The sequence below is a fragment of the Halonotius sp. GCM10025705 genome (assembly GCF_042662885.1).
Classification (GTDB): Archaea; Halobacteriota; Halobacteria; order Halobacteriales; family Haloferacaceae; genus Halonotius; species Halonotius aquaticus.
This window is the reverse complement of record NZ_JBHSZD010000001.1, coordinates 1078000-1102281: the sequence shown is the minus strand read 5'-3', so window position 1 is coordinate 1102281 and position 24282 is coordinate 1078000. Positions and strand designations below refer to the sequence as shown.

Genomic DNA, 24282 nt, shown 5'->3' with positions numbered 1-24282 from the left:
AGATATGAGGGTGTAATGAGCCACGACGCCAGCGACGACAGCTACTCCGAGGGTGACCTCCGAAACACGGGGATGGATCTCCGCCACGACCGCGAGTGGGATTACGAACTCGAACGCATCGTCGACGAGATCGAGGAACGCGATGCTGAGAAGGTCGGCCTTCAGTTCCCTGAAGGCCTCAAGCGCCGGGGCCCCGCCGTCGCTGACGATCTCCGGGAAGTCGTTGACGACGACGTGACGATTCTCCTCTCCGGGCAACCGTGCTATGGTGCCTGTGATCTCGATACCTATCTGATGCGCCGAACCGACGTATTCGTCCACTTTGGGCACTCCCCGATGAAGGAGTCCGACCAGATCATCTACGTGCCGCTGTTCTCTAACGTCGACCCCTTCCCGATCCTTGAGGACTCCCTCGCGGAGATCCCTGATCCCGATGACGACCCTGCGGTCGGGCTGGTGACGACCGCCCAACACATGAACCGCTTCGGCGAGATGGTTGAGTGGCTGGAAGAGCGTGGCTACGAGGTGCATACCCGCAAGGGCGACGACCGCCTAACCTACGAGGGCCAAGTGCTTGGCTGCAACTACGCCTCCGCCGATATCGATGCCGACAACGTGCTCTACGTCGGCGGCGGGAAGTTCCACCCAATGGGGCTGGCGATGGAACACCAGGACAAACACATTGTCATCGCCGATCCCGTCAACAATGTCGTGACCATCGCCGACCCCGACCAGTTCCTCAAAGAACGGTATGCGACCGTTCACAAGGCGATGGACGCCGAGAAGTGGGGTGTCATCTTCTGTACCAAGATCGGCCAAGGCCGGTGGGAGAAAGCCGAGGAAATCCTCGACAACAACGATGATGCCTACCTCATTACGATGGATGAGGTCACGCCTGATCGCCTACTGAATTTTGATATGGATGCCTTCGTCAACACCGGCTGTCCGCGGATCACAACCGACGACGGCCCGCAGTTCCACAAGCCGATGGTGACCCCCGGCGAGTACGAGATCGCGATGGGCAACAAACCGCTTGACGAACTCGAATTCGACACGTTCCACGGCACGTGGTGAGGCGGTCGGCGGTCGTCAGCGACCGATTAGTCCTGCGCTAATTCGCTCTCGCTTTGCGCTTCGTCGTCAGCAGCAGGGCGTACCCCGGTGATCTCGAATCGGGCCCCACCGTCGCTGCTGTCGGTCACGGTGATCTCCCAGTTGTGCGCGGCGACGATATCCTGTACGATCGCCAGCCCGAAGCCGGTGCCACCGCTCGCAGCGGTGTACCCGCTTTCGAACACGTCGTCGTGGTCGGTCGCGTCGATCCCGGTGCCATCATCGGCCACGTAAAACCCGGATCGCTGCCCGGCATCGGTGGCCAACTCGCCATCGCCAAGCACGCCAACACGCACCGTGACCGGTGTCTCATTATGCTCGGCGGCGTTTCCATAGAGATTCTCGAAGACCTGTAACAATCGTTCACGATCGGCTGCAATCTTGACATTTTCTGGAACTGACGCCTGCAGTGTGCACTCATCAACATCGCTGTACGTCCACGCTGTCCGGGCCGCCGCCGCAAGGCCGACCGGCTCGGTTGCGTCGATCGTCTGACTCGTGCGGGCCATCGTGAGCAGGTCATCGATCATCGACTCCATCCGTGTCAACGCCGCCTGCGCGTCCTCGATCTCCTCGCTGTCGGACTCCCAGCCAGCGATCTTGAGTCGGCCTTTCGCCACGTTGAGTGGGCTCCGGAGGTCATGGGAGACGATGCTGGCGAACTCGTCGAGATGCTCGTTTTGGTCGCGGAGCTGTTGCTCACGCGCTTTGCGCTCGGTGATCTCGTGGAGTCGTATCAACTGTCCCGCCTGCGTGTCGGTTCGGTTTTCGATCGGCACACTGTCGACGGTAAATGTTCGTTCTGTCCCGGCTTCCGCGAGCGTTGTCTCGCCTGCCTCCCCTGTGGTAAACCAGTCGACGGGATCGGGAAACGGCGCAAAAAATTCAGTTGCGGGCATCCCACGCCACCCCGCTGGGGCGTCGACTAACCTGCGCGCCGCGGGGTTGCAGTCGACGACGCGCTGGTGGTCGTCAAGCATGACCACTGGATCAGCCAGTTGTTCGACAAGCTGTTTCCGCCCGATGGGGGCGACTTCGAGCAGTCGATACCGAAAGATTGCGACCGCGAATGCGACGGCGGTCACACCGAAGGCGACATGTGATGGATTCCACTCCGGAGGAAGTATCCGAAGAAAGAGCGCTGTGCTCGCTACTGGCGGCGCGCCGGCACCAAGACACAATGCGGCAGCCTGTCCGGTGTAGATGTCACCGCGATTTGCTACGAGATAGCGGGCGATAATCCCACCACCCAGGAGCAGTACCGCATAGATATAGAGCTGAAAGAGGCGAAATGCAGGGGTGAGTGTGAGATCAAGCGTGACCCACTCCGGGAAGGTGAGTCCGGCAATCGTCACCGGTCCTGTGTCATCAGTCCATTCGCTTTGAGCATGAACTCCGGGTTGAGTACGATCGTCACACTAGTTGCAGCGATCGTCGCCAGCGCGAAGCCAGCCGTCCACCGGTTTATCCAGCGTGTCTGCTCGGTATATGCCAACGCAAACCAGGTAAAAGAGTAGGCAAACCCGAACACGAGGACAGCGTTGCCGAAGTTGTTGCCGGCCAAGATGAGTCCAGGAACCGTTATCACGCTCACAAAGATCGCGTTGAGTTGCCACACACAGATTACAGACAGCAACACGATGAACGCGAGCAGTTCGGGTGTCCGACCGCGTCGATGATACTGCCGGAGCGAATAGACCAGCAGTGACGCCGTCACCAGCAGGATCCCCACGAAGACGGGCACCTCTGGTTGCAGTTGAAAGGTCATGCCCGGGCGAATGCTACAGCAATGTTTCGCCCGAACAATAAAAATAGTACTGCATTGCTTGGGATTTCGATTATTTTATTCAACTATTATTTTGCATAAGTAGACAAACCTAGTGCGTGAATAGCGAGAGATTTAGATGTCTCATAGCTGCAATCCTGGCTTACTCGCTTTGACCGTTGCCGGTTATATTTGTCAGTCCCGACAGCTGCCCCCACGCATTGAGAACCAAAGTAACGCTTCATATGCCTGCAGGCAAAATACTCTGGCATGCCAACTGTTGTTATCAACGACGATCCGATGATCCGCGCTGAAACCCTCCGTCACGTCCTCGGCGACGACGTGACAGTCGAGGTCGCTGACCTGCAGACGACCGACGATATCATTGCGGTGGCCGCCGATGCCGCGGCCCTCGTTGTCGACGTCCAGACCGACGTTCCTGCCGCGGTTTTTGAGGCCTGTGAGGACTTAGAGATTGTCGCCCGCGCAGGCGTCGGCGTCGACGGCGTTGATATCCCCGCGGCGGCCGACCACGGTGTCACCGTCGTCAACGTCCCCGATTACTGCCGCGAGGAGGTCTCGACACACGCGGTCTCGTTGCTGCTGGCCTCGGTGCGGCGACTCAACGTCTACGATCGATCGGTCAAAGGCGGCCGCTGGGAGTGGGAAGATGGCGCGCCGATCCATCGCCTGACCGGCGAAACTGTTGGCTTCCTCTCGTTCGGTCAACTTGCCAAGGCAACCGCCGAGAAACTTGCCGGCTTCAACTGCGATGTCGTCGCGGCTGATCCCTACGTCGACAGCGAGGCGATGGCCGACTACGGCGTCGAGAAAGTCCCGCTTGACGAACTGCTCGAAACGGCCGATCACGTCTCGGTGCATGCGCCACTGACCGATGAGACGCGGCACCTCTTTGACCGTGATGCGTTCCGCAAGATGAGCGAGAGCGCCGTCCTCGTCAATGTTGGCCGTGGCCCGATTGTCAAAGAGGATGCCTTGGTGTGGGCGCTTGAAAACGACGAGATCGCCGCTGCCGGGCTCGATGTCCTCGAAGACGAGCCGCTGACGGACTCGCCGCTGGCTGACCGCGATGATGTCATCCTGACACCGCATACCGCCTTCTACTCGGAGGAGTCGCTGGCGGATCTCAACGAACACATCGGCCACGATATCCTCGCAGTCTTCGACGACGAGGAGCCAGCAGGCTACATCGATCCCGAGGCTGACTGGCTGTAACCGCTTTGGCCCGGCTCCGACCGCGACGGCAACGTTTAGAATGGCCCATCACGGATAGCCACCTATGACAGTCAGCGATTGGGGCGATTGGCTGCCGACCGCCGTCGCCGACGCCGACCCTGAGACCGTCGCCATCTGGTATCTCGGCTGCAATGGCTTTGTGATCAAGGGCAGTGAGGGCACAACGATCTGGATCGATCCCTACGTCGGCCTCGGCGATCCACCGCGGACGATCCGGATGATTCCGGTGCCGTTCGATCCCGAGGACGTGCCGGAATCGGCGGCCGATGCTGTGTTGGCAACACACGAACACACCGATCACACGCACGGCCCAAGTCAGGGGCCCATTCTCGAACGCACGGGCGCAGACTTCTATGCCCCCGACGACAGCCTCGCGGTCGCTTTCGACGACGAAAATTGGCTCGACAGCTACGATATCAGCGAATCACAGTTCACCGAGGTCGCCGAGGGTGACACCATTGCGATCGGTGAATTCTCAATCGATGTTGTCGAAACGCAGGACGCCGATTCGACCCACCCGGTCGGCTACATGATCCAACATGAGTCGGGAACGATCTTCCATGCCGGCGACAGCAAACCCGCCGACAATTTCGCCGATCTTGGCGAGGAGTACGATATCGATCTCGGGATTCTCGCCTTCGGGGCGATCGGCAATATCCCTGACAAGGAGACCCGCGAGCCGGTACGAACGAAGTGGTATGCGACCGAAAACGAGACGATCAAATCGGCGTCAGATCTCCAACTCGACCGACTGCTCCCGAGCCACTGGGATATGTGGAAAGGGATGACCGCCGATCCGACCGTCCTCCACCACCACGCCGCTTCCTATGCGTATCCCCAAACACTGGAGATCGTCGAGATCGGCGATCGGGTCGAACTGTAACATCAGCAGATCACCCACAAAACCGCTGCGCTGTTGTGAGTTCTCGATTGGGTCTATAGAAGATATTCGTACAACGTAACAGAAGATGATCGCCCGTATATACACATATAATCGCATTTTCACGGACACACTAACAGTTAAGTCTGTAGCAGACATACATATATCCGAAGCAACAGCGAGATCAGCACAACAAACGCTGTGTCACATTACGGAGAACAACACAATGATGACCGATTACGACCTCCCAGTGTGGTTCTGGGATCCGGAGACGACTGACGAAGACCGCAGCGACTGGATGACACAAGAGCGGTGTCGCCGCCAGGCGATGCGACAGCAAACCGCCTACCGCCGCCGCATGGAGCAATCAGCCGAGCGACGGGCGCGTCGCGAGGCAGCCAACCCCGCAACGGTTGCTGTCGAGGAGTACCGCTAAGCTCCCTTCTCACCCCAGTCGACGACAGTTATACTGCAGTTGCCGGTGGTGGGCGTCGACAGCCAGCGGTGGTGTGTGCCCGTCCACCAGCCCGCACATTTTAAGTCGTTGGTTGAATAGTCCTTTTTATGAGCCAGGGGCCAGACACGGATGACCTCGTGACGGTGTCCAACGACGGCGTTGTCGTCGAGAAGACCGTCACGGCCGAGGAGTTCCCCGTCCCAGCCGTCGCGTTTACACTCACGTCGAACACAGATGTGCCGGTGCATGTTCGACTAACCGACCAGATTCCGAGTTCCTTCCCGATGGAGCGGGTCGGTTTCCATCCCGACTACCACAGCGACGCGTGGACGGCCTACAAGAACCACCGGGTCGAGTTCGAGCACACGCTCGACCCAAACGAGACGATCGAAACCGTCTACGGCATCCGGACTGACGACCCTGAGGAGCTCCAACAGTTCCTGACCGAACCCACGATCAAAGAGATCGCCACCTCCGAGGACGATCCCAGCGACATCGAAGGGGTGCTTGGCCCAGACAACAGTCAACTCATCCGTGACGTGCTGGCCGGTGAACGCTCCTCACTCCCCGGCGCGGACGCCGGCGAGACCCCACTTGATGGCCCCATCGATCCCAGCGAGTCGGATGTCGACCCCGAAACGCCACCCGCAGACGCGACCGCAAGTGATCCCGCCGATGACGAAGGCACCGACAGCGATGAGACGGTCGCCAGCGATGAGACACCAACGCCCGATGCTGATGATGGGCCCGTCGACGCGGAGCCTCCGACCGACGACGGTGCCGATATCAACGAGACCGTAAGCGAACCATCAGCGGTCGACGACGATGGAGCCGCCGCCGATGACATCGAGCCCATCGATAGCGATTCAGCAGCCGCTGACGACGCTGCCGACCCAGAAGCCGACGATGCGGCCGATGATGATCCCGATATCGACCCGATCGATGATGTCGATATTGACGCCGATCCAACCGAGACCGACGACGAGTGGGGGCCAGCAACCGGCCCTGACGCCGATGCCGACGCGACTGCGGACGACGAGTGGGGAACCGAAACCGGGCCTGACGCGACCAACGAGGATGATGCACCCGCCGAGGATGAGGCAGCTGACGAGGTTGACGCACCCGCCGAGGATGAGGCAGTCGACGAGCCGGTCGACGACGAAACAGCCGCTGCGGAGCCCGACTCGGACGCGGTCGACGACGCGGAATCTGCTGCCGATGACGCAGTGTCGACAGCCGACGAGGAGCCCGCCGATTCAGCGGCACCAGACGACGCGTCGTCATTCGACGATGCTGTCGATGAGGTCGATGACGAACCGCCGGTCGACGGTGCCGACGAGGCGGATGACACCGACGTCGCCTTTGACGACACCGAATCAGCGATTGATGCGGACGCCGCCGACGAGGGGTCGATCGACGACGAAATCGACAGCGACGAGGAACCGGATTCCGGTGTGGAATCCGACCCCGACGACGGTGGGACGGACACCGATGTTGATATCGAGCCCGAACTCGATACCGACTCTCCCGATGACAGTACCGAATCGATCGGCGCTGACGTCGACGACACTGCCGACATTGACGTTACCGACACCGACGATACTGACGTTGCCGACACCGACGATACTGACGTTGCCGACACTGACGGCACCGGCGACACTACGGCCGATGATGTAGCCGATCCTGAAGCGACCGCCGACAGCGACGATGCGGCCGAGGAGGATGCTATGACACCTGATTCTGAACCTCACACCGACGACGAGCCTGTTGCAGCGACGACCGACACCGAGCCAGCAACCGCGGCGACCACTGACACCCCCGAGGGGATCGCCGCCGCCCTCGCCGCGGAACTCCGTGAGGGAACGATCTCCGAGGAGGATCGCTCGACGATCAAATCCGAACTCGGGTTGGGGCTGCCCCGGAGCGCGGAGGTGCGGATCGAACGCCTCCAATCTCAGGTTGAGGATCTGGCCGCCTACACCGACGCCCTTGAGGAGTTCATCGACGACCGCGGGACGAGCGACGACATCCTTGATGGCCTCCGCGACGATGTCGACGACCTCTCAGCGACCGTCACGGCGATGGAAGAGGAACTGGCGACCGACACCGCCGATCGGGAGGCCCTCGAAGCCTCGGTTGAGTCGCTTGAAACCGAGGTTGAGACGACAACCGATGAGCTCACCACCCTCTCGGAGACAGTCGACAGCCACGCGCGGAACCTGGACGACATCGAGTCCGACATCACTGTCCTTGATGAACGGCTCGACGAGACCGACGACACCGCAACCGAGGCGGCGGAGACAGCCGACACAGCCCACGCGACGGCTACCGACGCCGAGGCCGCCGTCGATGCGGTTGAGGACGATCTTGACGACGCTGTCTCGGAGATCGATGCCGTCATCGACGAGGTTGACTCCCTTGCCACTGAGGTCGACACCGTCGACGACAGCGTCACCGACATCGAGGGGACGGTTGATACCCTTGAGGACTCGGTGGCCGCGCTTGACGATGCGGTCGTCGACACCCAAGGTGAGATCGACGATCTCGGTGACCAACTCGACTCGGTCGAGACAGAGCTCGGTGGGGACATCGACTCCCTCCGAGAGACGCTTGGCGAGGTCGAACGCATGGCGGATGCCGCCGCCGACGAAGACGATATCGCCGACATCGAAGCCCGGATCGACGATGTCGAGGAGAGCATCGAAACCCTCGAACGGTTCCGCGAGGGCCTGAGCTCGGCGTTCGGTGGCGTTGGCGACGGCGGCGACGACAGCTAACTTCCTTTTCGGGGTGCGTTTCCTGGTGGCCGGGAAAACGGAATCCGTTTAGTTGGGGACGATAAGAGTGAGTCAATGACCGCGACGATCCCGGTTGCCGTCCCCAGAAAGGGGCGGCCGCTGGAGGCGGTGCTCGAACGTATCGCCGCCGTAGCCGATATCGACGCCCTCGCAGACAGTATCATCTCCACGCTGCGCTACGAGAAGGCCCTCACCAAAGGCACGAAAACGGCCGACGCGAGCCCCTACGAACGGCTGGCCGACTACAGCGAGACAGGTGACCCCCATGCCCCGGAGTACACACTGCTGCGTGACGACCGAGAGGGGTTTCCCCGGCGGGTCGTGTTCGATAGTCTCACCGTTGCACTCGATGGGGTCGATCTCCGGCTGATCGGCCGCGAGGAGCCGTTTCGGTCGCTCCGAACCCATGAGTTTGCCCTCGGCTTCGACAGCGCGGATCTGGTGCTCGAAGAGGTCGTTGAACTCCGAGAGGCGGGCGTCGGCTCACTCTCTGAGATTAACGCCCGGATCAACCCACATGACACCGATGTCGCCGTCGTCACCGGCCTCGGCGACACGGTGTATCATACCTTGTTGGCAACCCCCGAGGTCGTCGGCGAGACGGCGACACTCGATCGTGAGTTTGTCACCGACTACCAGGGGCCGCTGTGCATCTCGCCGCGGTACGAACGCCTCGTTGAGGCCGTTCTCGGGACACGAGCGACCGATGGTGTCGAGTTTGTCTATCCGAGCGAGGCCGCAGAAGAGGAAGCCGCCATCGCCGAGGCCGGCCTTGGCGTCTACCTGACGGTCACCGGGTCGACAGCCCGGGAACACGGTCTTGTGCTCGGCGAGCACCTGTTCCCAAGCGAAACGGTTCTGATGGAAAACACGGTTGAGGCTGGTGGTGAAGCCGAATCGATCAAAACACTACTTACCGAGCCCGCTATTGATACCGCCTTGCAGGTGGAGTAACTACTGTTCTGGAGTGGTTTTTGCGTGGGTGCTGGCTTGTTGTCGCCGAACAATCCCGACATTGTTGGCGACGCGTTCGGTCATCGATTGGAATGCGGTCGCTGTCTCACCGTCCGATCGGACGATCGGTTCGCCGCCGTCGCCGCCGGCCCGGATCGCCGGATCGAGTGGGATCGCCCCGAGGAACGGGAGGTTCTCCTCGTCGGCAAAGTCCTCGCCGCCGCCGCTGCCGAAGATATCGTGACTGCCGCCACAGTCGGGACACCGGAACGACGACATGTTTTCGACGATCCCCAAGACGGGCGTTTCGTGCTCGCCGAACATGCGCAATCCCTTGACGGCGTCGTCAATCGCCACCTCCTGTGGTGTCGTGACGATCACAGCCCCCGTTAGTGGTAGCGTTTGGAGGACGGTGAGCTGTGTATCACCCGTTCCTGGTGGCAGGTCGACGACGAGATAATCAAGCTGGCCCCACTCGACATCTTCAACCAATTGGGTCAGCATCTTGTGTACCATCGGCCCACGCCAGATCACCGGGTCGTCGGGGCCGACAAGGAAATCCATGCTCATCAGTTTGAGGCCGTACTGCTCGGGGGAATCAGCGTCTTGTCGTCGGTTGCCTCCGGGGCGTCCTCGCTGTCGACCATGCGGGGGACATTTGGCCCGTAGATATCGGTATCGAACAACCCGACTCGCGCGCCACGCTTGGCGAGGCCAGCAGCGAGATTCACCGAGACCGTCGATTTCCCGACGCCGCCCTTCCCGGAGGCGACAGCGATGATATTCTGGATATTTGGAAGCACCTCCTCGTCGGTGTGGAGCCCCGGCGGCATCGCCGCGGTCAACTCGATCTCGCGGTCGGTGTCGGCAAGGGCGTCCCGCACCTGGTCGGCGATCTGGGACTCATTGGGGGCATACGGGGCACCGAGCGCAAGCGAGAGCCGGATCGTCTCGGCGTCGACATCGATGGCGTTGACCAAGCCAAGCGAGACGATATCGTCGTCGAGATCCGGATCCTCGACGCTTGACAAGAGCGACCGCACCTCATCGGAGTTCATACCGATAGCTCGGCGAGTCCGTTGAATAAGGGTTTGGTACCGGGCTGTGGTACAGCCTCAGTCTCTACTCCCGCCGTCGATCAACGTGCCCGGCGCGTCGCCAGCGAGAAACGCGCCGACAGCGTCAGGCCCGAAGATACGCGCTGGCCGTGCCAACGCGAGTAACTCCTCGACCTTGCCGGCCATTCCGCCGCTCACATCGGTCGATTCGCTGTCGCCCAACGCGGCAGCGACTGATTCGAAGTCGGTGATCGACTCGATCACGTCGCCCTCGCCGTCCAAGACGCCCGGAACCGTCGAACAGAGCCCCACCCGCGCGGCACCAAGCCGGTCGGCCAGTCCCGTCACGAGTTCGTCGCCGCTGATCACTGTAACCCCCTGTCCAGCGTGAGCGATCACATCGCCGTGCAGCACGGGCACGAAGCCCTCGGCGCGGAGGCTCCCAACAGCAGCCGTCGGCAACGACACTGCCGCCTCGCCGTCGCGGGCGACTGCTGACAGCGGATGGACGGGAACAGCTGCCACGCCGGCGGATTGCAGGCGATCGACGACGACACTGTTCAGCCGCTTCATCGCGCCATGGATCGCTGTTACTGCTGCCGGATCATGTGTTCCCTCAGTTGTCGAGACGCCGTGGTCGGACGCATGGACGTGCCCGAAGCTTCCGCCGCCGTGGACGATAATTAGGTTTGCTTCGTCGCTCCCGTCATCGATCGCCGGGGACTCGGCGATCGCCGCGACCGCCGCAGCAAGCGCGTCGTCGTCGACTGTTTCGGGGGTATCCTTGTCGGTGATGACGCTCCCACCGAGTTTGAGGATCGTTAGGTTGTCACCCCCGCTCGCGTCGGCCATTATTCGTCCTCCACGCGAACGCCGTCGGTGGCGAGTTCGGCACGGAACGCCTGCTCACAGTCCGGCGTATACTGAAGACTCGTCTCGGTTTCAGTGGTTGCATCGAGGGCGACGATACAGCCGCCACCGCCTGCACCGGTCAGCTTTGCCCCATCTGCGCCGGCCTCACGGGCGGCCCAGACCATCGTATCCAGCGACCGCGAGGAGACCCCGAGTGCCGAGAGGAGGCCGTGATTGATATCCATCAGCTCGCCGAGTTCGCCGATCAGCTCCGCACTGGGGTCGCTCTCGGGGTCGGCTGCCGCCAGCAACGACTCGCCTTCCCTGACAATATCACCGATCGCGTCGACTGTATCAGCCGCAAAGTCATAGCGGTCGCGCAGCGAGCGCACGCCGGCGACGAGTTGGCCGGTGTCGCCCGCGCCGCCATCGAAACCGACGACGAACGGGAGTTCCGGCGTCTCAAGGCGGCTGCAGTCGTCGCCCTCGACGCGGACGGCTCCTCCCATCGTCGAACAGAACGTGTCGGCTCGGGAGGCTTGGCCATCCTGAACGTCGTACTCCGCTTGGTAGGCGCGATCCGCAAGTTCACGACGGTCGAGTGGCTCGCCCAGCGCGCGGGTTGCGGCGTCGATGCCCGCGACAACAACGGCTGCCGAGGAGCCCAGCCCCGCTCCGAGTGGGATCTCGCTGTCGACAGAGATATCGAAGCCGGCGGCGGGCGCGTCGGCGGCATCCCGAGCCTGTTCGACGGCGGCATCAACATAGCCGGTTGCGGCTTCGATCAGCGGTTTCGGCACGTCAACATCGGGCCCGCTGGCCGGCGAGTCGGCGTACTCAACGGCAAACCCATTGAGCGTGAGATCCTGAGCCTCGACGCGGACGTGGCCGTCGTCGCGCGGTTCGACCGTGACGGTCGCGCGTTTCTCGATGGCACACGGGACGGCTGGCTCGCCGTAGACGACGGCGTGTTCGCCGAAGAGATACACCTTCCCCGGCGCGCTGACGACGGTCATCGGGTGCCCCCGTCGTCGCCCGCCAGTTCGTGTGTTGCGATCGAATTGTACATCTATATTCCCGTACGATAGCGTAGGTTTTTATATGGTTGCATGGTAACAACGGAGTGTGAACGTCAACCACACCGTGGTTGACACTCACGTGTTTGGGGTGTGGCCCTCGCCCTCCTCAAACGGGAACGGGGAATGCACGCTGCGTCCGCACGGTGGTGCGGACACCGGTTTTCACTATTTTGACTGAGTAGCTTCGCCTTCGGCTCGCGTATCCAGCGGATCCTCGAGGTCGCCCATCACGGCTTCGAGTGTGTCGGTCGCTGTCACCAATCCGACGACGTCGCCGTCCTGCACCACGAGGGCCAACTCCTGATCCTCGGCTTGGAACTGATCGAAGGCGTCGCTCACGCTTGTCTCGGCGGCGACGGTCATCGTCGCCGCGGCGATATCCTCGAACCGCTCCTCGCCGGCCTGCAAGGCGTCGTAGTGGTCGATGATCGACGGCGAGTAGACGACACCCCGGAAATCCGTTAGCGCGTCGCCGACGAGCGGGAACCGGGTGTGTGGCGTATGGCGAATCCGGTCGAGGTTGTCGTCGACTGACCGCTCTGTTGACAGAGCGACGATATCGTCGGCAGCCACCATGACCTCGCTGATCGGGAGTTCACCGACTTCGAGGGCGTTGAGCACCTCCTCGCGGCGTTCGTCAGGAATCTCGCCCTCCTTCAGTAGCGACCCGAGTTCGTTCCGCAGGTCGGCGCGGGATTCCAGTACGTCTTCCTCAGTTTCCAGCCATGCGCCGGTCATCTCGATCCCGAACAGTTTCAGCGTCCCCTTGGCGACCCAGTCGCCGAGGGTGATCACCGGCGAGATAACGCGGTGAAACCAGTACAGCGGCGATGCACCGTACCGACAGACAAACCGTGAGCGCTCGACACCGAGGTAGGTCGGCGTCTGCTCGCCGTGGGTGAGATGGACGAGGTTGATGATCAGAAAGGCGATCACGCCGCCCGCTCCGATCGACGCCAGCGGCCCGCCGACGAACAACGGTTCGAAGATGGCTGCGAGCGCCGGCTCGGCGACGATCCCAACGGCGATCGAGGAGGCGGTAATCCCGACCTGACAGGTCGTCAGGTAGATTTCGAGGTTTTGGGTCATCTCCCACGCCCGTTCGAGCGCGGGCCGGTCGCCGATAAACTCGCTTTTCTCAAACTGTCTGGCACGCGTCAGCGCGAACTCGATAGCGACGAAGAAGCCGTTGGTGAGGATCAACGCAACCCCAGCAACGAGACGGAGGGTCAACTCAAGCGGTGTCATCGCCCGCGGCAGGTCGGTGCTCGCCAAAGAAGGCCATGGAATCGACAGCCACGCGGGGACGCCCGCTTACTCCGGTGTGTCGATGTAGAGCCCGTAGCGGTACAGCTGGTCGTCATACCACAGCAGCCTGCCGTTCAGGCTCTCGTCGGCAGTCGCCACGCCGAGGGCCGCAAGCACCGCCTCGAAGGCCGTCGACAGCGGCGTCGACTCCGTATACTCACCACCGAGCGTTTGCTCCAGCAGTTCACGGGCTGGAGTCGACAGCGAGGCCCCGTCGAGTTCGGCGTCGATCTCGGCGGCAAACACAACGTCGCGGAACGCGGCCTCGCTGTCGGCAACAGGGATCGCTCGCGTCGTGTACGCTGTTTCGCGGATCAATTCGGTGGTGACGGAGACGCGATATAGGAATCCGCCGTCTGTTGTCATCGTGACGACTCGGCCGTCAAGGTCGCCCGTTGCCAGCCGGCTGTCGCGCTCGGCCGGCCGCCGGAGGACGTAGGCGTCATCTCGGAGCAGGTCGGCCGACGCCCCCGCGCCGCCGGTTGCGCTGTTGCTGTGGAGGATTTTGATCACCCGCGCACTCGGCCGGTCGAGCGCGTCGACGTGGAGCGCCTCCTCGCCGGTTCTCTCGCCGCTTTCGTCGTCGTCCTCACCGACAGCGTCGTCGTCGAGTGACTCCACACGGATCAGCGTTCGATCCATCTCCTGCCGACCGGTGATCGCCGTCTCGATCTGGAAATATGCCCTCTCGCCGGCGACGTAGCTGTCGTCCGGCACCGGTGTGTAGCCGTAGGTCATATGGGTGCCCTCGGGGATGATGTCGGCCAGTGCGGCGCGGGCGGGATCACCGAACAGCGCGTCGTCGCTCGGCTCATACAGCGCATGCTCGGTCGGGCTGGCGTCGATCGTGTCGATGCTGAGTGTGTATTCGGTTGATTGGTCGCTCTCACCGAAGCCACCGCTCGTACAGCCGGCAACCCCGGCTATCAGCGTCGGTGCAGCCGTCTGGAGGAGTCGGCGTCGACTTGGGGACATACGCGGCAGTTTGTCCGAACACACTTGCGAGTATCGAAGCCGACCATAACGCAAAATCGAACGGTAAAACCAGCTTACAGCGCGTCTTCGAAGTCTTCCAGCTCGTAGAGCGTGCCGGCGTTGCGTCGGTCGAGCGTCTCGTTGGCAAGCAGCCAGTAGACGACGCTCAGCGCGCGGCGACCCTTGTTGTTGGTCGGCACAACGAGGTCAACATTGCTGACCTGGTTGTTGGAGTCACACATCGCAATCACCGGGATGCCGACGGTGATCGCCTCTTTGACCGCCTGGGCGTCACCGATCGGGTCAGTGACCACAACGACATCAGGCTCGATGTAGCCGGCGTAGTCGGGGTTGGTCAGCGTCCCAGGGATGAATCGCCCGGTGCGGGCGCGTGCGCCGATGGCCTCGGCGAACTTTTCGGCCGGGAACCGACCGTACTGCCGCGAGGAGGTCACGAGGATCTGCTCGGGATCGTAGTTCGCCAGGAAGTCAGCCGCCGTCCGGATGCGGCTGTCGGTCTGACTCACATCGAGCACGTAGAGCCCATCGTCACGGACGCGGTGGATGAACCGCTCCATGTCGTCGGTCTTCTGTTGGGTACCGATGTGGACACCCGCGCCGAGGTAGTCCTCGACTGGGATGAGGAGGTCAGCCTCGTCGTCCGGCATCACGTCGTCATCGAACGGTGTGGCTTCCTCTTCGGCCTCGTCGTCGGCATCGCCCTCGGCTTCGGCGTCAGCGTCAGCAGCCTCGTCGGCCGCCGCAGCGTCTGCGTCGCCGTCGTTGGCTGCCTCGGTTGCTTCAGCCTCCTCGGCGGCCTCGCTGGCGGCGTCGGTGGCGTCCGATTCATCATCGACAGGCGCGTCGTCCGCGTCGGCCTCGTCGGCTGCGGCGTCGTCCTGTTCTTCGAGTTCTGTGTTGTTGTCGCTCATACTGCGTCGTCTGCGATTCGGATCAGTTCATTTAGCTTGGCGGTGCGTTCGCCGGCAACGGTGCCGGTCTTGATGTAGTCGGCGTCGGTGGCGACCGCCAGATGGGCGATCGTCGTATCCTCGGTCTCTCCGGAGCGGTGGGAGATGATCGTCTTGTAGCCGTGTTTGACGGCCAGTTCGATCGCATCGAAGGTATCCGACAGTGAGCCGATCTGGTTCGGCTTGATGAGGATGCTGTTGGCCGCGCCGGCGTCGATGCCGTCCTGCAGCCGCGAGACGTTGGTGACGAAGAGGTCGTCGCCACAGATCAGCGTCTGGTCGCCAACCTGCTCGGTCAGCTCGGCGAAGGCCTCGTAGTCGTTTTCGTCGAGTGGATCCTCGACGTACGCAAGGTCGTACTCCTCGACGAGATCAGCGACGTACTCGATCTGTTCGTCGGTGGATTTCTCGCCGTCGCTGTACTGGTAGGCACCGTCTTCGTACATCTCTGCAGCGGCCATATCGAGGCCGAACTTGATCTCAAAGCCAACCTCATCGGCGACCTGCGAGACCGCCTCGTCGACGATCTCGAAGGCTTCCTCGTCGTCAATCGGTGGGGCCCACGCGCCCTCGTCGCCTTTGCCCGCGCCGATGCCGCGCTCATCGAAGATGTCGCCGATCGCCGCGTGGACGGCGGCGTTGGCGAAGACAGCTTCCTCGACGCTCGGCGCGCCGACCGGCGCCGAGAGGAACTCCTGGATGTCGGTAGCGTCTTTGGCGTGTTCGCCGCCGCCGACAACGTTGCCCAGCGGGATCGGGAAGTTGTCGCCGCGGAACGCGCCGCCGAGATGCTGGTATAGCGGCGCACCCAGCGTGTCCGCGCCGGCTTTTGCGGCGGCCATCGAGATGGCGACCGCGCTGTTGGCACCGATCTCAGAGAAGTTGTCAGTACCGTCAGCCGCCCGGAGTGCGTTGTCGACCGCGCGCTGGTCGCCCGCGTAGACGGTGTCGACCAGCCGCGGCACCGCGTGTTCGCGGGCGTTGGCGATGGCTTCCTGGGCCGGCAGTTCGATCGCTTCGTACTCGCCGGTCGAGGCACCCGAGGGTGCTGCGGCGCGGCCGAAGCCACCGGCGTCGGTCAGGACGTCTGCTTCAACCGTGGCGTTGCCACGGGAGTCGAGCACGCGTCGGAGTGAAACGGAGCTGATTCGTGTCATTGGTCTCGATTGATCGTAAACGGCAGGACGCCCGCGTCGTACTCCTCGGCGGCGATGAGGATCGGTTCGCTCTGGTCAGTCTCGACGAGCACCGGGGCCCCATAGGAGATCTGCAGCGACCGCGCGCCGAGAATGCGGGCCTTCTCGTAGCGGTTGTAGTGTACTGTCATTGGTATGGGGCAACGACATCGACGAGGTCAGTGTGCGATACCATCATGCGCCGACAGCAGTGGCGGGTGATCCCCAGGTCGTCGAGTACCTCCGCGGGGTCTTCATCGCCCTCGCTGGCGCGTGTCTCGAACTCCTCGTAGTGTTCACCGATGACCGTGCCACAGGTGAAACACCGGACTGGGATCATCATGCGTGGATCACCTCAGCGGTAGGACTTCTGGTAGCGGGCCCGTGCACCCGGGCCGCCCCACTTCTTTTTCTCGGATTGCCGAACATCGTTGACGAGCAGCGAGCGATCGAACTCGCGGTAGGCCTCGCGCAGTTCGGCGTCATTGTGATGCTGGACGAGCCCGCGGGCGAGGGCGGTGCGAACGGCGTCGGCCTGACCGCTGAAGCCGCCGCCTTCGACGGTCACGTCGATGTCGACGCTGTCTCGCAGATCGTCGTCAGCGATGCGGAACGGTTCAAGCATCTTGAGCTGTGCCATCTCCGGCTCAACCAGCTCGACGGGCTGGGAGTTGATCCGGACACGGCCCTCACCCTCACGCACGGTTGCGCGGGCGATGGCCGTCTTCTTCTTACCTGATGTGTTGGTTACCATGTAACGTTTGCCCCCAGTTTCTCTGAGATCTCGCCAAGCGAGATGAACTTGATATTCGAGAGTCGATCCAGTGAGGTGCCGTCAAGCACCTCGCCATCCTCGTCGTAGGGGTTGCCGAGGTAGACGCGGACGTTCTCGAAGGCCGCTCGACCGTGATCCTGCTTGTACGGCAGCATGCCGCGGATCGACCGCTTGAAGATGCGATCCGGTCGTTTCGGGTAGTACGGCCCGCTGTCGGAGCCGACATCGGCGCGTTTCCGGTAGGTCTCCATCGTCGACTCCGGATTGCCGGTGATGACGGCGTCTTCGGCGTTGACGACGGCGACGCGTTGATCATCGAGGGCCTTCTGTGCGACCTCGCTGGCGACGCGACCAAGGATGCAGTCTCTGGCGTCGACAACAACGTCGACATCAAACTTGGCCGCGCTCATCGAATCACCCGGACGTTACTGCCCTCTGGGTTGCTGTCGAGGGCCTCTTCGAGTGTCACCGCGTCGCCGACCTGCCCGATCTTCGTGCGGGCGGTCGAGGAGAAGTCGACGGCGGCGATCGTGACGTTTGTTTCGAGCACACCACTGCCCAGCACCTTGCCGGGGACAACGACGGTCTCGTCTTCCCGGGCGTATCGCTCGATACGACCAAGGTTGACTTCCGCGTGGGTGCGCCGTGGCTTTGCGAGACGGTCGGCGATATCGCGCCAGACACCGGCGTCTGACTCGCCTGCGACCGTCCGTAGCTCGGCGATGAGACTCTGTAGTCTCGGATTCGTTTTGCTGCTCATGAATACTGCTCCTGAGAGAAATCGGAGTGCAGGGAGCAGGATTTGAACCTGCGACCCCTATGGGACAGCGCCCTGAACGCTGCGCCGTTGGCCTGACTTGGCTATCCCTGCACGCACTCCGAGGTACCGCACACCACGGCTTACCTGTTTCGATCCCACGCCAGTCTGTCATCGACCGACGGCCGCGGCTCGACGGCCACACAGCTGTGCGGCCATGGCGGCGAGCGCGTGAGTGGATCGGGTGTGTCGTCATGTGCGGTGAATGCAGTCTAAGCGGTGACTGCGTCGTGTAGTTCGTCCGCGCGGTCGCCGAGCGATTCGGCGGCGCGGAGCACCAATTCTGCAACCTCGAAGGAGCCGTCCGTCTCAACGTGGAACACGTAGGCTCCGGGCACGTCTTCGACGGTCAGCTCCTTGCCGGGATACTTGTTGGTGAGGTCGTGATCGAACTCCTTGGTGAGGACAACGTCGCCCTCGTCGGTTTCGATCGCCCCACGCAGGATCTCCGGCTCCTGTTCGTCGAACTCGCCGATATCGTCGCCAACGGTGACCGACTGGAGGTGGCGGAAGCCGACAGCCACGCCGCCCTGCTGTTTGGCGTGTTCCTTGCCGGTGTCCAACACCGCGTCGGCCTCGAATTCGAGGCTGTGGCCGTCTTTGAGCTCAACGATCGGGATGTTCTCGTCAGCCGGCTGCACCAGCTCATCACTGGATTCGATATCGCCGGAGTAGGCCGTCGCCGGCCCCTCGACGTCGAGAGCGACGGTGACGGTGTCACCGATCTCAAACTCGTCTAACGGTGTTGTCAACGGGACGAGGCCCAATCGGAGGCCGATCATCTCGTCGAACATGACAGAGGAGTTCTCGGTGAACCGAACGGAGTCGATGGCAAACGTCGGCACATCGGCGATCATCGCCCGGCGGAAGCCGTTGGCTAACGCCGGTGTCAGCCCGCGAACAACGAAGCGGGCTTGCCGATCGTCGCGTTCGATAATCTGAACGTCGAATTCGCCTGACATACTAGAGTCGCTTGTTTTTCGGCGCGCGTGTCCCGTCGTGTGGGATCGGGGTTACGTCCTCGATGCGGCCGATCTCGATGCCGGCCCGAGCCAGCGCGCGGATCGTCGCCTGCGCGCCGGGGCCGGGGGATTTGTTGCCGTTTCCGCCAGGGCCGCGCACGCGAACGTGGACGCCCTCGATGCCCGCGGCCTTCGCCTTCTCGGCGACGACCTCGGCCATCTGCATGGCGGCGTACGGCGACGCTTCGTCGCGGTTCTGCTTGACCACAGTCCCACCGGAGGACTTGGCGAGGGTTTCCGCGCCAGTCTGGTCGGTGATCGTGATCAGCGTGTTGTTAAACGAGGAGAACACGTGGGCGATGCCCCACTTGTCGTCTTGTGATTCACTCATTGGTTACTCCTGGGCCTCCGCCCGGGCTGGGTGCAGATCGTCTGCAAGCGGACTGGTCTCATCGTAGCTGATCGCCGACTCTTCGGCGACCTCGATGGTACGGGACGGGGTCGTCGCCCGCGCGCCATCGACGGTAATGTGGCCGTGAGAGATGAACTGCCGGGCCTGCTGTGGGGTGCTGGCCAGGCCATCCCGGTAGACGACCGTCTGGAGTCGTCGTTCGAGGATGTCGGTGACCTCAAGCGACAGAATATCCGTAATGGTGTCGTTGTCACCGAGGATCCCGTAGCGGCGGAGTTTGGCAAGGAACTCGCTGCCGGCTTCGGCAGCGGCCTCGGTGTCACCCTGGGCCTCACCGATGAGGCGACGGGCCTCCCGTCGGATCGATCGGAGTTCCGACTGGGCGCGCCAGAGTTCTTCCTTGTTTTTCAGGCCGTAGCGGCCGATGAGGCCACTTTCTTCGGCGATCCGTTCACCCTGGTAGGGGTGGTTAGGCGTCTCGTAGCCGACGGTGTTTTGGCCGGTCGTCATTCGTCGTCATCTCCTGCGGCCTCTTCCTCGGCGGCCGCGTCTTCCGCTTGCTCCTCTTTGATCCGTTCGACGTTGACACCGATCGTCCCTTCGGTACGACCGGTGGATTTGGTGCGCTGGCCGCGAACCTTCTGGCCGCGCTTGTGGCGGATCCCTTTGTAGGAGTCGATCATCTGCATGCGGTTGATATCCTGTCGGCGCTGCTCTTCGAGATCACTGCCCACGATGTGGGTGGATTCGCCGGTAAAGAAGTCGTCTTGCCGGTTGACCATCCACTCCGGAAGGTGTGATTCGAGGTTTTCGACGACGTCGACAACGCTGTCGATCTCGTCGTCCTCAAGCAGGCCGAAGGTGGCTGTACGGTCGATACCGGCCGCCTCGGTCACGATGCGTGCCGTGCGCTGGCCGATACCTTTCATGTCTGTGAGACTGCGTTCGACGCTCTTCGTGCCGTCGAGATCGGTCTGGCCGATCCGGACGAAGTACCGGAGGTCTTCGTCGTCCTCCTCCGTCGAACCGTCTTGTGGGTCTTCTGCACTCATAGCTAGTTCAGTTGTGCGAGCGTTGCGGCGGGGATTCGAACCCCGGAGGCAGTGACGCCACAGAGTTAGCAACCCTGCGCCTTGGGCCAAGCTTGGCTACCGCAACCCGCGGTTGTCGGTCATATTGTCGCCCGTCACGGACTCGGGGCCGGTCGCCCCTACAGTACTACGAGTAAGCGAAGCCTTGTCGGTTACTTAAGGGTCACGGATAGTCGGAGGCATGCGGCGGTGTCGCATGGCTGTCAGCGACCGAGAAAACCGGATTCATTTTAGTAACCCACCGAAACACTGAGATATGACTGACCACAGCGACGACCCCGAGGTGCCGATCATCTGTGAGGAATGCGGGACGGAGACGACGGTGCCGCTGTCGGAGCTTGAAACGCAACTCGATCGACACAACGAGAATCGCCACGACGGCGAGGAACACGCCACCGTCGATCCGACGCTGAAATCCCAACTCCAGGATCTCGTCGCCGAGGATCTCGGGCTGTTTGAGTAGCGGCCCTTAGAACACCTGTTGTGTTGCGTCCTCGGAGTCGAACGTCCGGTTATGAACCGCAACCCCGGAGTCGGTATCGAAGAGATGGATCGAATCCGGTGGGAAGGTGGCGACGACCTCGTCGCCAGCCGAGATATTTCTGAGGCCGCTGACGGTCGCGGTGAACGTCACTGGGTCGTCGACGCTGCGGTCGAAGGTGAGATGGATCGTGTTCTCGTCGCCGCGGGGTTCGACAACGTCGACGGTCACCTCAAACTGGTAGTTGTCGCTGAGCCCGCCGGGTTCCTTGATCCGGATGTCCTCCGGCCGGATGCCGAAGACAACGTCGGATCTGCCACTGATAGCCTCCTGTTGGGCCGGCTTGAGCGGATACTCAAAGCGGTCGATGACGAGCGTTTCGCCGTCGACGTCCATCTCGAAGAAGTTCATCGAGGGGTCGCCGATGAAGCCGGCGACAAACCGATTATTTGGTGTGTGGTAACACTCCAAAGGTGTGCCGACCTGTTGGAGAATCCCATCGTTGAGGATGGCGATTCGGTCGCCCATCGTCATCGCCTCCGTCTGGTCGTGGGTGACGTAGACGGTCGTCACGTCGAGGTCGTCCTGAATGCGCTGGAGCTCTGTCCGCATCGTCGCCCGCAGTTTCGCATCAAGATTGCTCAGCGGTTCATCCATCAGGAATGCTTCGGGCGCACGCACGATAGCCCGCCCGAGGGCGACACGTTGCTGCTGGCCGCCGGAGAGATCGCTCGGCTTTCGATCCAACAGCTCCTTGATCTCCATGAGCTCAGCGGTGTCAGCGACTGTGGATTCGATCTCGTCGTCGCTCATCTCGGTCGACTCCTCCAGCCCGAAGCTCATGTTCTGCCGGACGGTCATATGCGGGTACAGCGCGTAGGATTGGAACACCATCGCGATGTCCCGCTCGGCGGGTGGCTTCTCGTTGATGCGCCGGCCGGCTGGCCGGATCTCGCCGGTCGTGATCGTCTCTAAGCCGGCGATCATCCGCAACGTTGTCGACTTCCCGCAGCCGGAGGGGCCGACCAACACGAGGAATTCGCCGTCCTCGATGTCGACCGATACCTCATCAACTGCGGTGATCTCGTTGCCGTCGTCTTCGGTGAATACCTTCGTTACGTCGTCGAGTGTTAGCTCTGCCATGCGTGGGTTCCTCCTGTGAGTTCAGTGATCATGCTATGCGGCGACCCCCTTGGCGAACTTGTCGCCGAAGAAGATGTACACCAACAGCGTCGGCAACGCCGCCAGCAACGCCGCGGCCATCCGCAGCGGGAAGTTCGTCCCCGACTGGGAGACGCCGATGCCGACGAGATCCTGCGTGACGACCGCCGCATCGCCGAACTGGACGATGGTCAGCGCAAACAGCAGGTCATTCCAGATCTGGGTGAACTGGTAGATGAACACAACCGCGAACATCGGGATCGACAGCGGCAGGATGATTCGCCGGTAGATCGTTGCCACCGACGCGCCGTCGAGTTGGGCGGCTTCGACCATCTCGTCGGAGAGCTTCTTGTAGTGGGCGCGGAACAGCAGCGTACAGATCGGCAGCCCGTAGGCCGTGTGGGTGATAATCAACGCCAGCAGTTTCCAGTGGTACGTCTCGACCAACGGCAACGCCGCCAGCGGTTCGAAGGCGGCCCGCAGTGGGACGACGTTGTACCAAAACTGCGTCAGCGGCACCAACACTGCTTGGTAGGGGATGAAAATCCCCGCGACAAACAGGATGTAGATACCGATCTGTCCGCGCCAACTGATCGTTGTCAACCCGAAGGCAGCCATACTGCCAAGCAGCCCCGAGAGAATCGTCGCCGGCACGACGAGGATGACGCTGTTGACAAGCCCTTGTCCAAGGCCGTCGATAGCACCCCGCCATGGCTCTGGGAGAGTTCACCCGTTCCCGGCACCAGCGGCTCCAGCGGCGGAAGATACGGGAAGTTCCCGGAGTAGGTCTCGGGGCTGATGATCGAGGTCATCAGCCCGGTCTCGATCGGGATAAGATAGAACGCCCCCATCCCGATGAGGACGAGATACAGGACGATCCGTCGCCACGAGTGGCCGAACAGGGTGCGTTCGCCTGCGCGACCCGTCTCGGTGCTCATAGCTCACCCCGCTGGTACTGCGTGTAGATGTACGGGGCGACGATAGCGAGTGCCATAATGAACAGCAGCACCGCGATCGCCGAGCCGTAGGCCCAGTTGCCGTTGGCGTAGGCTTCTCGCACCATGCGGGTGGCAAGAATATCAGCCGACGGCCCCGGCTGGTAGCCGCCGTACATCGAGAACAGGAAGTCGAAGGCCTTCAGCGAGAACACCGTCAACACGACGAGCGCGCTCACCGTAGCCGTCCTGAGTTGCGGGATAATCACGCGCCAGTACATCCGGATCGTGCTCGCGCCGTCGACGCGGGCGGCCTCGAAGTGGCTGGTCGGGATCGCTCGTAACCCGGCCAGATAGACGATCATCGCATAGCCGCTGAACTGCCAGATCAACGCAAAGGCGACCGCCGCCAACTTCAGGTCGGGGTTCTGGACGATTTCGATCGGGCCAACGCCGACCGCCCCGAGGATGATGTTGACGAGGCCGGTTTCGACGTTGTACATGTAGAGCCAGAACTTCGCCGTAACGACAAAGGAGAGGCTCATTGGCAGCAGGTAGATCGTCCGGAACGTGTTCTCAAAGCGGATTTCCTGATCGACGAGGATCGCCATCACCAGTCCGACAGCCAGACAGACCACCGAAAACGACACCATCAGGACGACCGTGTTCCAGGCCGCGTTCCAAACCGGCGAGACGGTCAACTCCGACCACGACGGTGTCCCGCCGACAAAGGCGATGACGTAGTTTTCGAAGTCAAGCGCGCTGTAGTCTGGTGAACCGAGCCCTTGGAAATCGGTCAACGAGAGGACGATATTCCAGATGATCGCCCCATAGATGAACAGCCCGATCAACAGGAACGGCGGGAGCCAAAACGGGGCCGATCGCACCGAATCGCGATCGAGGATTGACCCCGCCTCCGTGGCGGTGCCGCCGTCGGCGCGTACCTCACGGTGGTCTGCGAGGCGTTGTCTGAGTATGGTAAGTGGATTACGCATAATGCGGGGAT

26 protein-coding genes, 2 tRNA genes and 2 pseudogenes are annotated in these 24282 nt (G+C 62.1%); 7 read left to right on the top strand and 23 right to left on the bottom strand.

Features of this window, described 5'->3' with window-relative positions; genetic code table 11:
* Positions 1 to 15: 15 nt before the first annotated feature.
* Positions 16 to 1074 (top strand): diphthamide biosynthesis enzyme Dph2, encoded by a 1059-nt coding sequence (gene dph2 / locus ACFQJB_RS06245; protein ID WP_379725181.1) that lies wholly within the window; start codon positions 16 to 18, stop codon positions 1072 to 1074.
* A 26-nt stretch (positions 1075 to 1100) separates the two neighbouring features.
* On the opposite strand, the gene ACFQJB_RS06240 is transcribed toward dph2, so the two are convergent.
* Together ACFQJB_RS06240 and ACFQJB_RS06235 are read right to left on the bottom strand one after the other, a co-directional pair.
* Positions 1101 to 2468: an ATP-binding protein gene (locus ACFQJB_RS06240; RefSeq protein WP_379725178.1), complete on the bottom strand. Its 1368-nt coding sequence runs from the start codon at positions 2466 to 2468 to the stop codon at positions 1101 to 1103.
* Positions 2465 to 2881 (bottom strand): hypothetical protein, encoded by a 417-nt coding sequence (locus ACFQJB_RS06235; RefSeq protein ID WP_379725175.1) that lies wholly within the window; start codon positions 2879 to 2881, stop codon positions 2465 to 2467. Before ACFQJB_RS06235 ends, ACFQJB_RS06240 begins: the two co-directional genes overlap by 4 nt.
* 267 nt (positions 2882 to 3148) lie before the next feature.
* On the opposite strand from ACFQJB_RS06235, the gene ACFQJB_RS06230 reads away from it, so the two are divergent.
* The 5 genes from ACFQJB_RS06230 to ACFQJB_RS06210 all read left to right on the top strand — a co-directional run bounded on the left by ACFQJB_RS06230 (position 3149) and on the right by ACFQJB_RS06210 (position 9224).
* On the top strand, positions 3149 to 4114 hold the full coding sequence (locus ACFQJB_RS06230) for a C-terminal binding protein (protein ID WP_379725172.1): 966 nt from the start codon (positions 3149 to 3151) through the stop codon (positions 4112 to 4114).
* Positions 4115 to 4178: 64 nt separating this feature from the next.
* The gene (locus ACFQJB_RS06225; RefSeq protein WP_379725169.1) at positions 4179 to 5018 is read left to right on the top strand and encodes an MBL fold metallo-hydrolase; all 840 of its coding nucleotides are present in this window, start codon (positions 4179 to 4181) and stop codon (positions 5016 to 5018) included.
* A 226-nt stretch (positions 5019 to 5244) separates the two neighbouring features.
* Positions 5245 to 5451, top strand: a complete 207-nt coding sequence (locus ACFQJB_RS06220) for a hypothetical protein (protein WP_120102542.1) — start codon at positions 5245 to 5247, stop codon at positions 5449 to 5451.
* A 128-nt stretch (positions 5452 to 5579) separates the two neighbouring features.
* Positions 5580 to 8249, top strand: coding sequence for a hypothetical protein (locus ACFQJB_RS06215; protein WP_379725166.1), 2670 nt, complete (start codon positions 5580 to 5582; stop codon positions 8247 to 8249).
* A 75-nt stretch (positions 8250 to 8324) separates the two neighbouring features.
* Entirely contained in the window at positions 8325 to 9224 is a 900-nt protein-coding gene (locus ACFQJB_RS06210; RefSeq protein ID WP_379725163.1) for a hypothetical protein, read from the top strand.
* Here ACFQJB_RS06210 and ACFQJB_RS06205 read toward each other — a convergent pair.
* From ACFQJB_RS06205 to ACFQJB_RS06120, 18 genes and pseudogenes are all read right to left on the bottom strand, one after another.
* A pseudogene (locus tag ACFQJB_RS06205) lies at positions 9225 to 10282 on the bottom strand (Mrp/NBP35 family ATP-binding protein).
* A gap of 57 nt (positions 10283 to 10339) precedes the next feature.
* Positions 10340 to 11134 carry an isopentenyl phosphate kinase gene (locus ACFQJB_RS06200; protein WP_379725160.1) on the bottom strand — a complete coding sequence of 265 codons (795 nt, stop codon included), beginning with the start codon at positions 11132 to 11134 and terminating at the stop codon, positions 10340 to 10342.
* Positions 11134 to 12150, bottom strand: a complete 1017-nt coding sequence (gene mvk / locus ACFQJB_RS06195; RefSeq protein ID WP_379725157.1) for a mevalonate kinase — start codon at positions 12148 to 12150, stop codon at positions 11134 to 11136. The genes ACFQJB_RS06200 and mvk overlap by 1 nt, the downstream gene beginning before the upstream one ends.
* A 228-nt stretch (positions 12151 to 12378) precedes the next feature.
* Complete coding sequence (locus tag ACFQJB_RS06190) at positions 12379 to 13461, bottom strand: CNNM domain-containing protein (RefSeq protein ID WP_379725154.1); 1083 nt, start codon at positions 13459 to 13461, stop codon at positions 12379 to 12381.
* 66 nt (positions 13462 to 13527) lie between these two features.
* Positions 13528 to 14496 carry a hypothetical protein gene (locus ACFQJB_RS06185; protein WP_379725151.1) on the bottom strand — a complete coding sequence of 323 codons (969 nt, stop codon included), beginning with the start codon at positions 14494 to 14496 and terminating at the stop codon, positions 13528 to 13530.
* A gap of 74 nt (positions 14497 to 14570) precedes the next feature.
* Positions 14571 to 15428: a 30S ribosomal protein S2 gene (gene rpsB / locus ACFQJB_RS06180; RefSeq protein WP_379725148.1), complete on the bottom strand. Its 858-nt coding sequence runs from the start codon at positions 15426 to 15428 to the stop codon at positions 14571 to 14573.
* Positions 15425 to 16624 carry a phosphopyruvate hydratase gene (eno, locus tag ACFQJB_RS06175; protein WP_379725145.1) on the bottom strand — a complete coding sequence of 400 codons (1200 nt, stop codon included), beginning with the start codon at positions 16622 to 16624 and terminating at the stop codon, positions 15425 to 15427. Before eno ends, rpsB begins: the two co-directional genes overlap by 4 nt.
* Positions 16621 to 16794, bottom strand: a complete 174-nt coding sequence (locus tag ACFQJB_RS06170; RefSeq protein WP_379725142.1) for a DNA-directed RNA polymerase subunit K — start codon at positions 16792 to 16794, stop codon at positions 16621 to 16623. Before ACFQJB_RS06170 ends, eno begins: the two co-directional genes overlap by 4 nt.
* Positions 16791 to 16985 (bottom strand): DNA-directed RNA polymerase subunit N, encoded by a 195-nt coding sequence (locus ACFQJB_RS06165; RefSeq protein WP_379725139.1) that lies wholly within the window; start codon positions 16983 to 16985, stop codon positions 16791 to 16793. The genes ACFQJB_RS06170 and ACFQJB_RS06165 overlap by 4 nt, the downstream gene beginning before the upstream one ends.
* A 12-nt stretch (positions 16986 to 16997) precedes the next feature.
* Positions 16998 to 17396 carry a 30S ribosomal protein S9 gene (locus tag ACFQJB_RS06160; RefSeq protein ID WP_120099941.1) on the bottom strand — a complete coding sequence of 133 codons (399 nt, stop codon included), beginning with the start codon at positions 17394 to 17396 and terminating at the stop codon, positions 16998 to 17000.
* On the bottom strand, positions 17390 to 17827 hold the full coding sequence (locus ACFQJB_RS06155; RefSeq protein ID WP_379725136.1) for a 50S ribosomal protein L13: 438 nt from the start codon (positions 17825 to 17827) through the stop codon (positions 17390 to 17392). Before ACFQJB_RS06155 ends, ACFQJB_RS06160 begins: the two co-directional genes overlap by 7 nt.
* Positions 17824 to 18177, bottom strand: coding sequence for a 50S ribosomal protein L18e (locus ACFQJB_RS06150; RefSeq protein ID WP_379725133.1), 354 nt, complete (start codon positions 18175 to 18177; stop codon positions 17824 to 17826). The genes ACFQJB_RS06155 and ACFQJB_RS06150 overlap by 4 nt, the downstream gene beginning before the upstream one ends.
* Positions 18178 to 18204: 27 nt before the next feature.
* A tRNA-Leu gene (locus tag ACFQJB_RS06145) sits at positions 18205 to 18288 on the bottom strand.
* Positions 18289 to 18446: 158 nt separating this feature from the next.
* A complete protein-coding gene (locus ACFQJB_RS06140; protein WP_379725130.1) occupies positions 18447 to 19196 on the bottom strand; it encodes a DNA-directed RNA polymerase subunit D in 750 nt (249 codons plus the stop codon).
* Between the two features lies 1 nt (position 19197).
* Positions 19198 to 19587, bottom strand: coding sequence for a 30S ribosomal protein S11 (locus tag ACFQJB_RS06135; RefSeq protein WP_120099951.1), 390 nt, complete (start codon positions 19585 to 19587; stop codon positions 19198 to 19200).
* Between the two features lie 3 nt (positions 19588 to 19590).
* Positions 19591 to 20118, bottom strand: coding sequence for a 30S ribosomal protein S4 (locus tag ACFQJB_RS06130; protein ID WP_379725127.1), 528 nt, complete (start codon positions 20116 to 20118; stop codon positions 19591 to 19593).
* Positions 20115 to 20660, bottom strand: coding sequence for a 30S ribosomal protein S13 (locus ACFQJB_RS06125; RefSeq protein ID WP_379725124.1), 546 nt, complete (start codon positions 20658 to 20660; stop codon positions 20115 to 20117). Before ACFQJB_RS06125 ends, ACFQJB_RS06130 begins: the two co-directional genes overlap by 4 nt.
* A gap of 20 nt (positions 20661 to 20680) precedes the next feature.
* Positions 20681 to 20766: transfer RNA gene (locus ACFQJB_RS06120), tRNA-Ser, on the bottom strand.
* Positions 20767 to 20955: 189 nt separating this feature from the next.
* On the opposite strand from ACFQJB_RS06120, the gene ACFQJB_RS06115 reads away from it, so the two are divergent.
* Complete coding sequence (locus tag ACFQJB_RS06115; RefSeq protein ID WP_120099959.1) at positions 20956 to 21162, top strand: hypothetical protein; 207 nt, start codon at positions 20956 to 20958, stop codon at positions 21160 to 21162.
* A gap of 6 nt (positions 21163 to 21168) precedes the next feature.
* Here ACFQJB_RS06115 and ACFQJB_RS06110 read toward each other — a convergent pair whose 3' ends face one another.
* The 3 genes and pseudogenes from ACFQJB_RS06110 to ACFQJB_RS06100 form a co-directional block, all read right to left on the bottom strand.
* On the bottom strand, positions 21169 to 22323 hold the full coding sequence (locus tag ACFQJB_RS06110) for an ABC transporter ATP-binding protein (RefSeq protein ID WP_379725121.1): 1155 nt from the start codon (positions 22321 to 22323) through the stop codon (positions 21169 to 21171).
* A 33-nt stretch (positions 22324 to 22356) separates the two neighbouring features.
* Positions 22357 to 23279, bottom strand: a pseudogene (locus ACFQJB_RS06105) (carbohydrate ABC transporter permease).
* Complete coding sequence (locus tag ACFQJB_RS06100; protein WP_379725118.1) at positions 23276 to 24271, bottom strand: carbohydrate ABC transporter permease; 996 nt, start codon at positions 24269 to 24271, stop codon at positions 23276 to 23278. Before ACFQJB_RS06100 ends, ACFQJB_RS06105 begins: the two are co-directional and overlap by 4 nt.
* Between the last annotated feature and the right edge of the window lie 11 nt (positions 24272 to 24282).

Coding starts and splice junctions, on each gene's coding strand:
- dph2 (WP_379725181.1), top strand. CDS start 16: ATGAGCCACGACGCCAGCGACGACAGCTACTCCGAGGGTGACCTCCGA.
- ACFQJB_RS06235 (WP_379725175.1), bottom strand. CDS start 2,881: ATGACCTTTCAACTGCAACCAGAGGTGCCCGTCTTCGTGGGGATCCTG.
- ACFQJB_RS06230 (WP_379725172.1), top strand. CDS start 3,149: ATGCCAACTGTTGTTATCAACGACGATCCGATGATCCGCGCTGAAACC.
- ACFQJB_RS06225 (WP_379725169.1), top strand. CDS start 4,179: ATGACAGTCAGCGATTGGGGCGATTGGCTGCCGACCGCCGTCGCCGAC.
- ACFQJB_RS06220 (WP_120102542.1), top strand. CDS start 5,245: ATGACCGATTACGACCTCCCAGTGTGGTTCTGGGATCCGGAGACGACT.
- ACFQJB_RS06215 (WP_379725166.1), top strand. CDS start 5,580: ATGAGCCAGGGGCCAGACACGGATGACCTCGTGACGGTGTCCAACGAC.
- ACFQJB_RS06210 (WP_379725163.1), top strand. CDS start 8,325: ATGACCGCGACGATCCCGGTTGCCGTCCCCAGAAAGGGGCGGCCGCTG.
- ACFQJB_RS06200 (WP_379725160.1), bottom strand. CDS start 11,134: ATGGCCGACGCGAGCGGGGGTGACAACCTAACGATCCTCAAACTCGGT.
- mvk (WP_379725157.1), bottom strand. CDS start 12,150: ATGACCGTCGTCAGCGCGCCGGGGAAGGTGTATCTCTTCGGCGAACAC.
- ACFQJB_RS06190 (WP_379725154.1), bottom strand. CDS start 13,461: ATGACACCGCTTGAGTTGACCCTCCGTCTCGTTGCTGGGGTTGCGTTG.
- ACFQJB_RS06185 (WP_379725151.1), bottom strand. CDS start 14,496: ATGTCCCCAAGTCGACGCCGACTCCTCCAGACGGCTGCACCGACGCTG.
- rpsB (WP_379725148.1), bottom strand. CDS start 15,428: ATGAGCGACAACAACACAGAACTCGAAGAACAGGACGACGCCGCAGCC.
- eno (WP_379725145.1), bottom strand. CDS start 16,624: ATGACACGAATCAGCTCCGTTTCACTCCGACGCGTGCTCGACTCCCGT.
- ACFQJB_RS06170 (WP_379725142.1), bottom strand. CDS start 16,794: ATGACAGTACACTACAACCGCTACGAGAAGGCCCGCATTCTCGGCGCG.
- ACFQJB_RS06165 (WP_379725139.1), bottom strand. CDS start 16,985: ATGATGATCCCAGTCCGGTGTTTCACCTGTGGCACGGTCATCGGTGAA.
- ACFQJB_RS06160 (WP_120099941.1), bottom strand. CDS start 17,396: ATGGTAACCAACACATCAGGTAAGAAGAAGACGGCCATCGCCCGCGCA.
- ACFQJB_RS06155 (WP_379725136.1), bottom strand. CDS start 17,827: ATGAGCGCGGCCAAGTTTGATGTCGACGTTGTTGTCGACGCCAGAGAC.
- ACFQJB_RS06150 (WP_379725133.1), bottom strand. CDS start 18,177: ATGAGCAGCAAAACGAATCCGAGACTACAGAGTCTCATCGCCGAGCTA.
- ACFQJB_RS06140 (WP_379725130.1), bottom strand. CDS start 19,196: ATGTCAGGCGAATTCGACGTTCAGATTATCGAACGCGACGATCGGCAA.
- ACFQJB_RS06135 (WP_120099951.1), bottom strand. CDS start 19,587: ATGAGTGAATCACAAGACGACAAGTGGGGCATCGCCCACGTGTTCTCC.
- ACFQJB_RS06130 (WP_379725127.1), bottom strand. CDS start 20,118: ATGACGACCGGCCAAAACACCGTCGGCTACGAGACGCCTAACCACCCC.
- ACFQJB_RS06125 (WP_379725124.1), bottom strand. CDS start 20,660: ATGAGTGCAGAAGACCCACAAGACGGTTCGACGGAGGAGGACGACGAA.
- ACFQJB_RS06115 (WP_120099959.1), top strand. CDS start 20,956: ATGACTGACCACAGCGACGACCCCGAGGTGCCGATCATCTGTGAGGAA.
- ACFQJB_RS06110 (WP_379725121.1), bottom strand. CDS start 22,323: ATGGCAGAGCTAACACTCGACGACGTAACGAAGGTATTCACCGAAGAC.
- ACFQJB_RS06100 (WP_379725118.1), bottom strand. CDS start 24,271: ATGCGTAATCCACTTACCATACTCAGACAACGCCTCGCAGACCACCGT.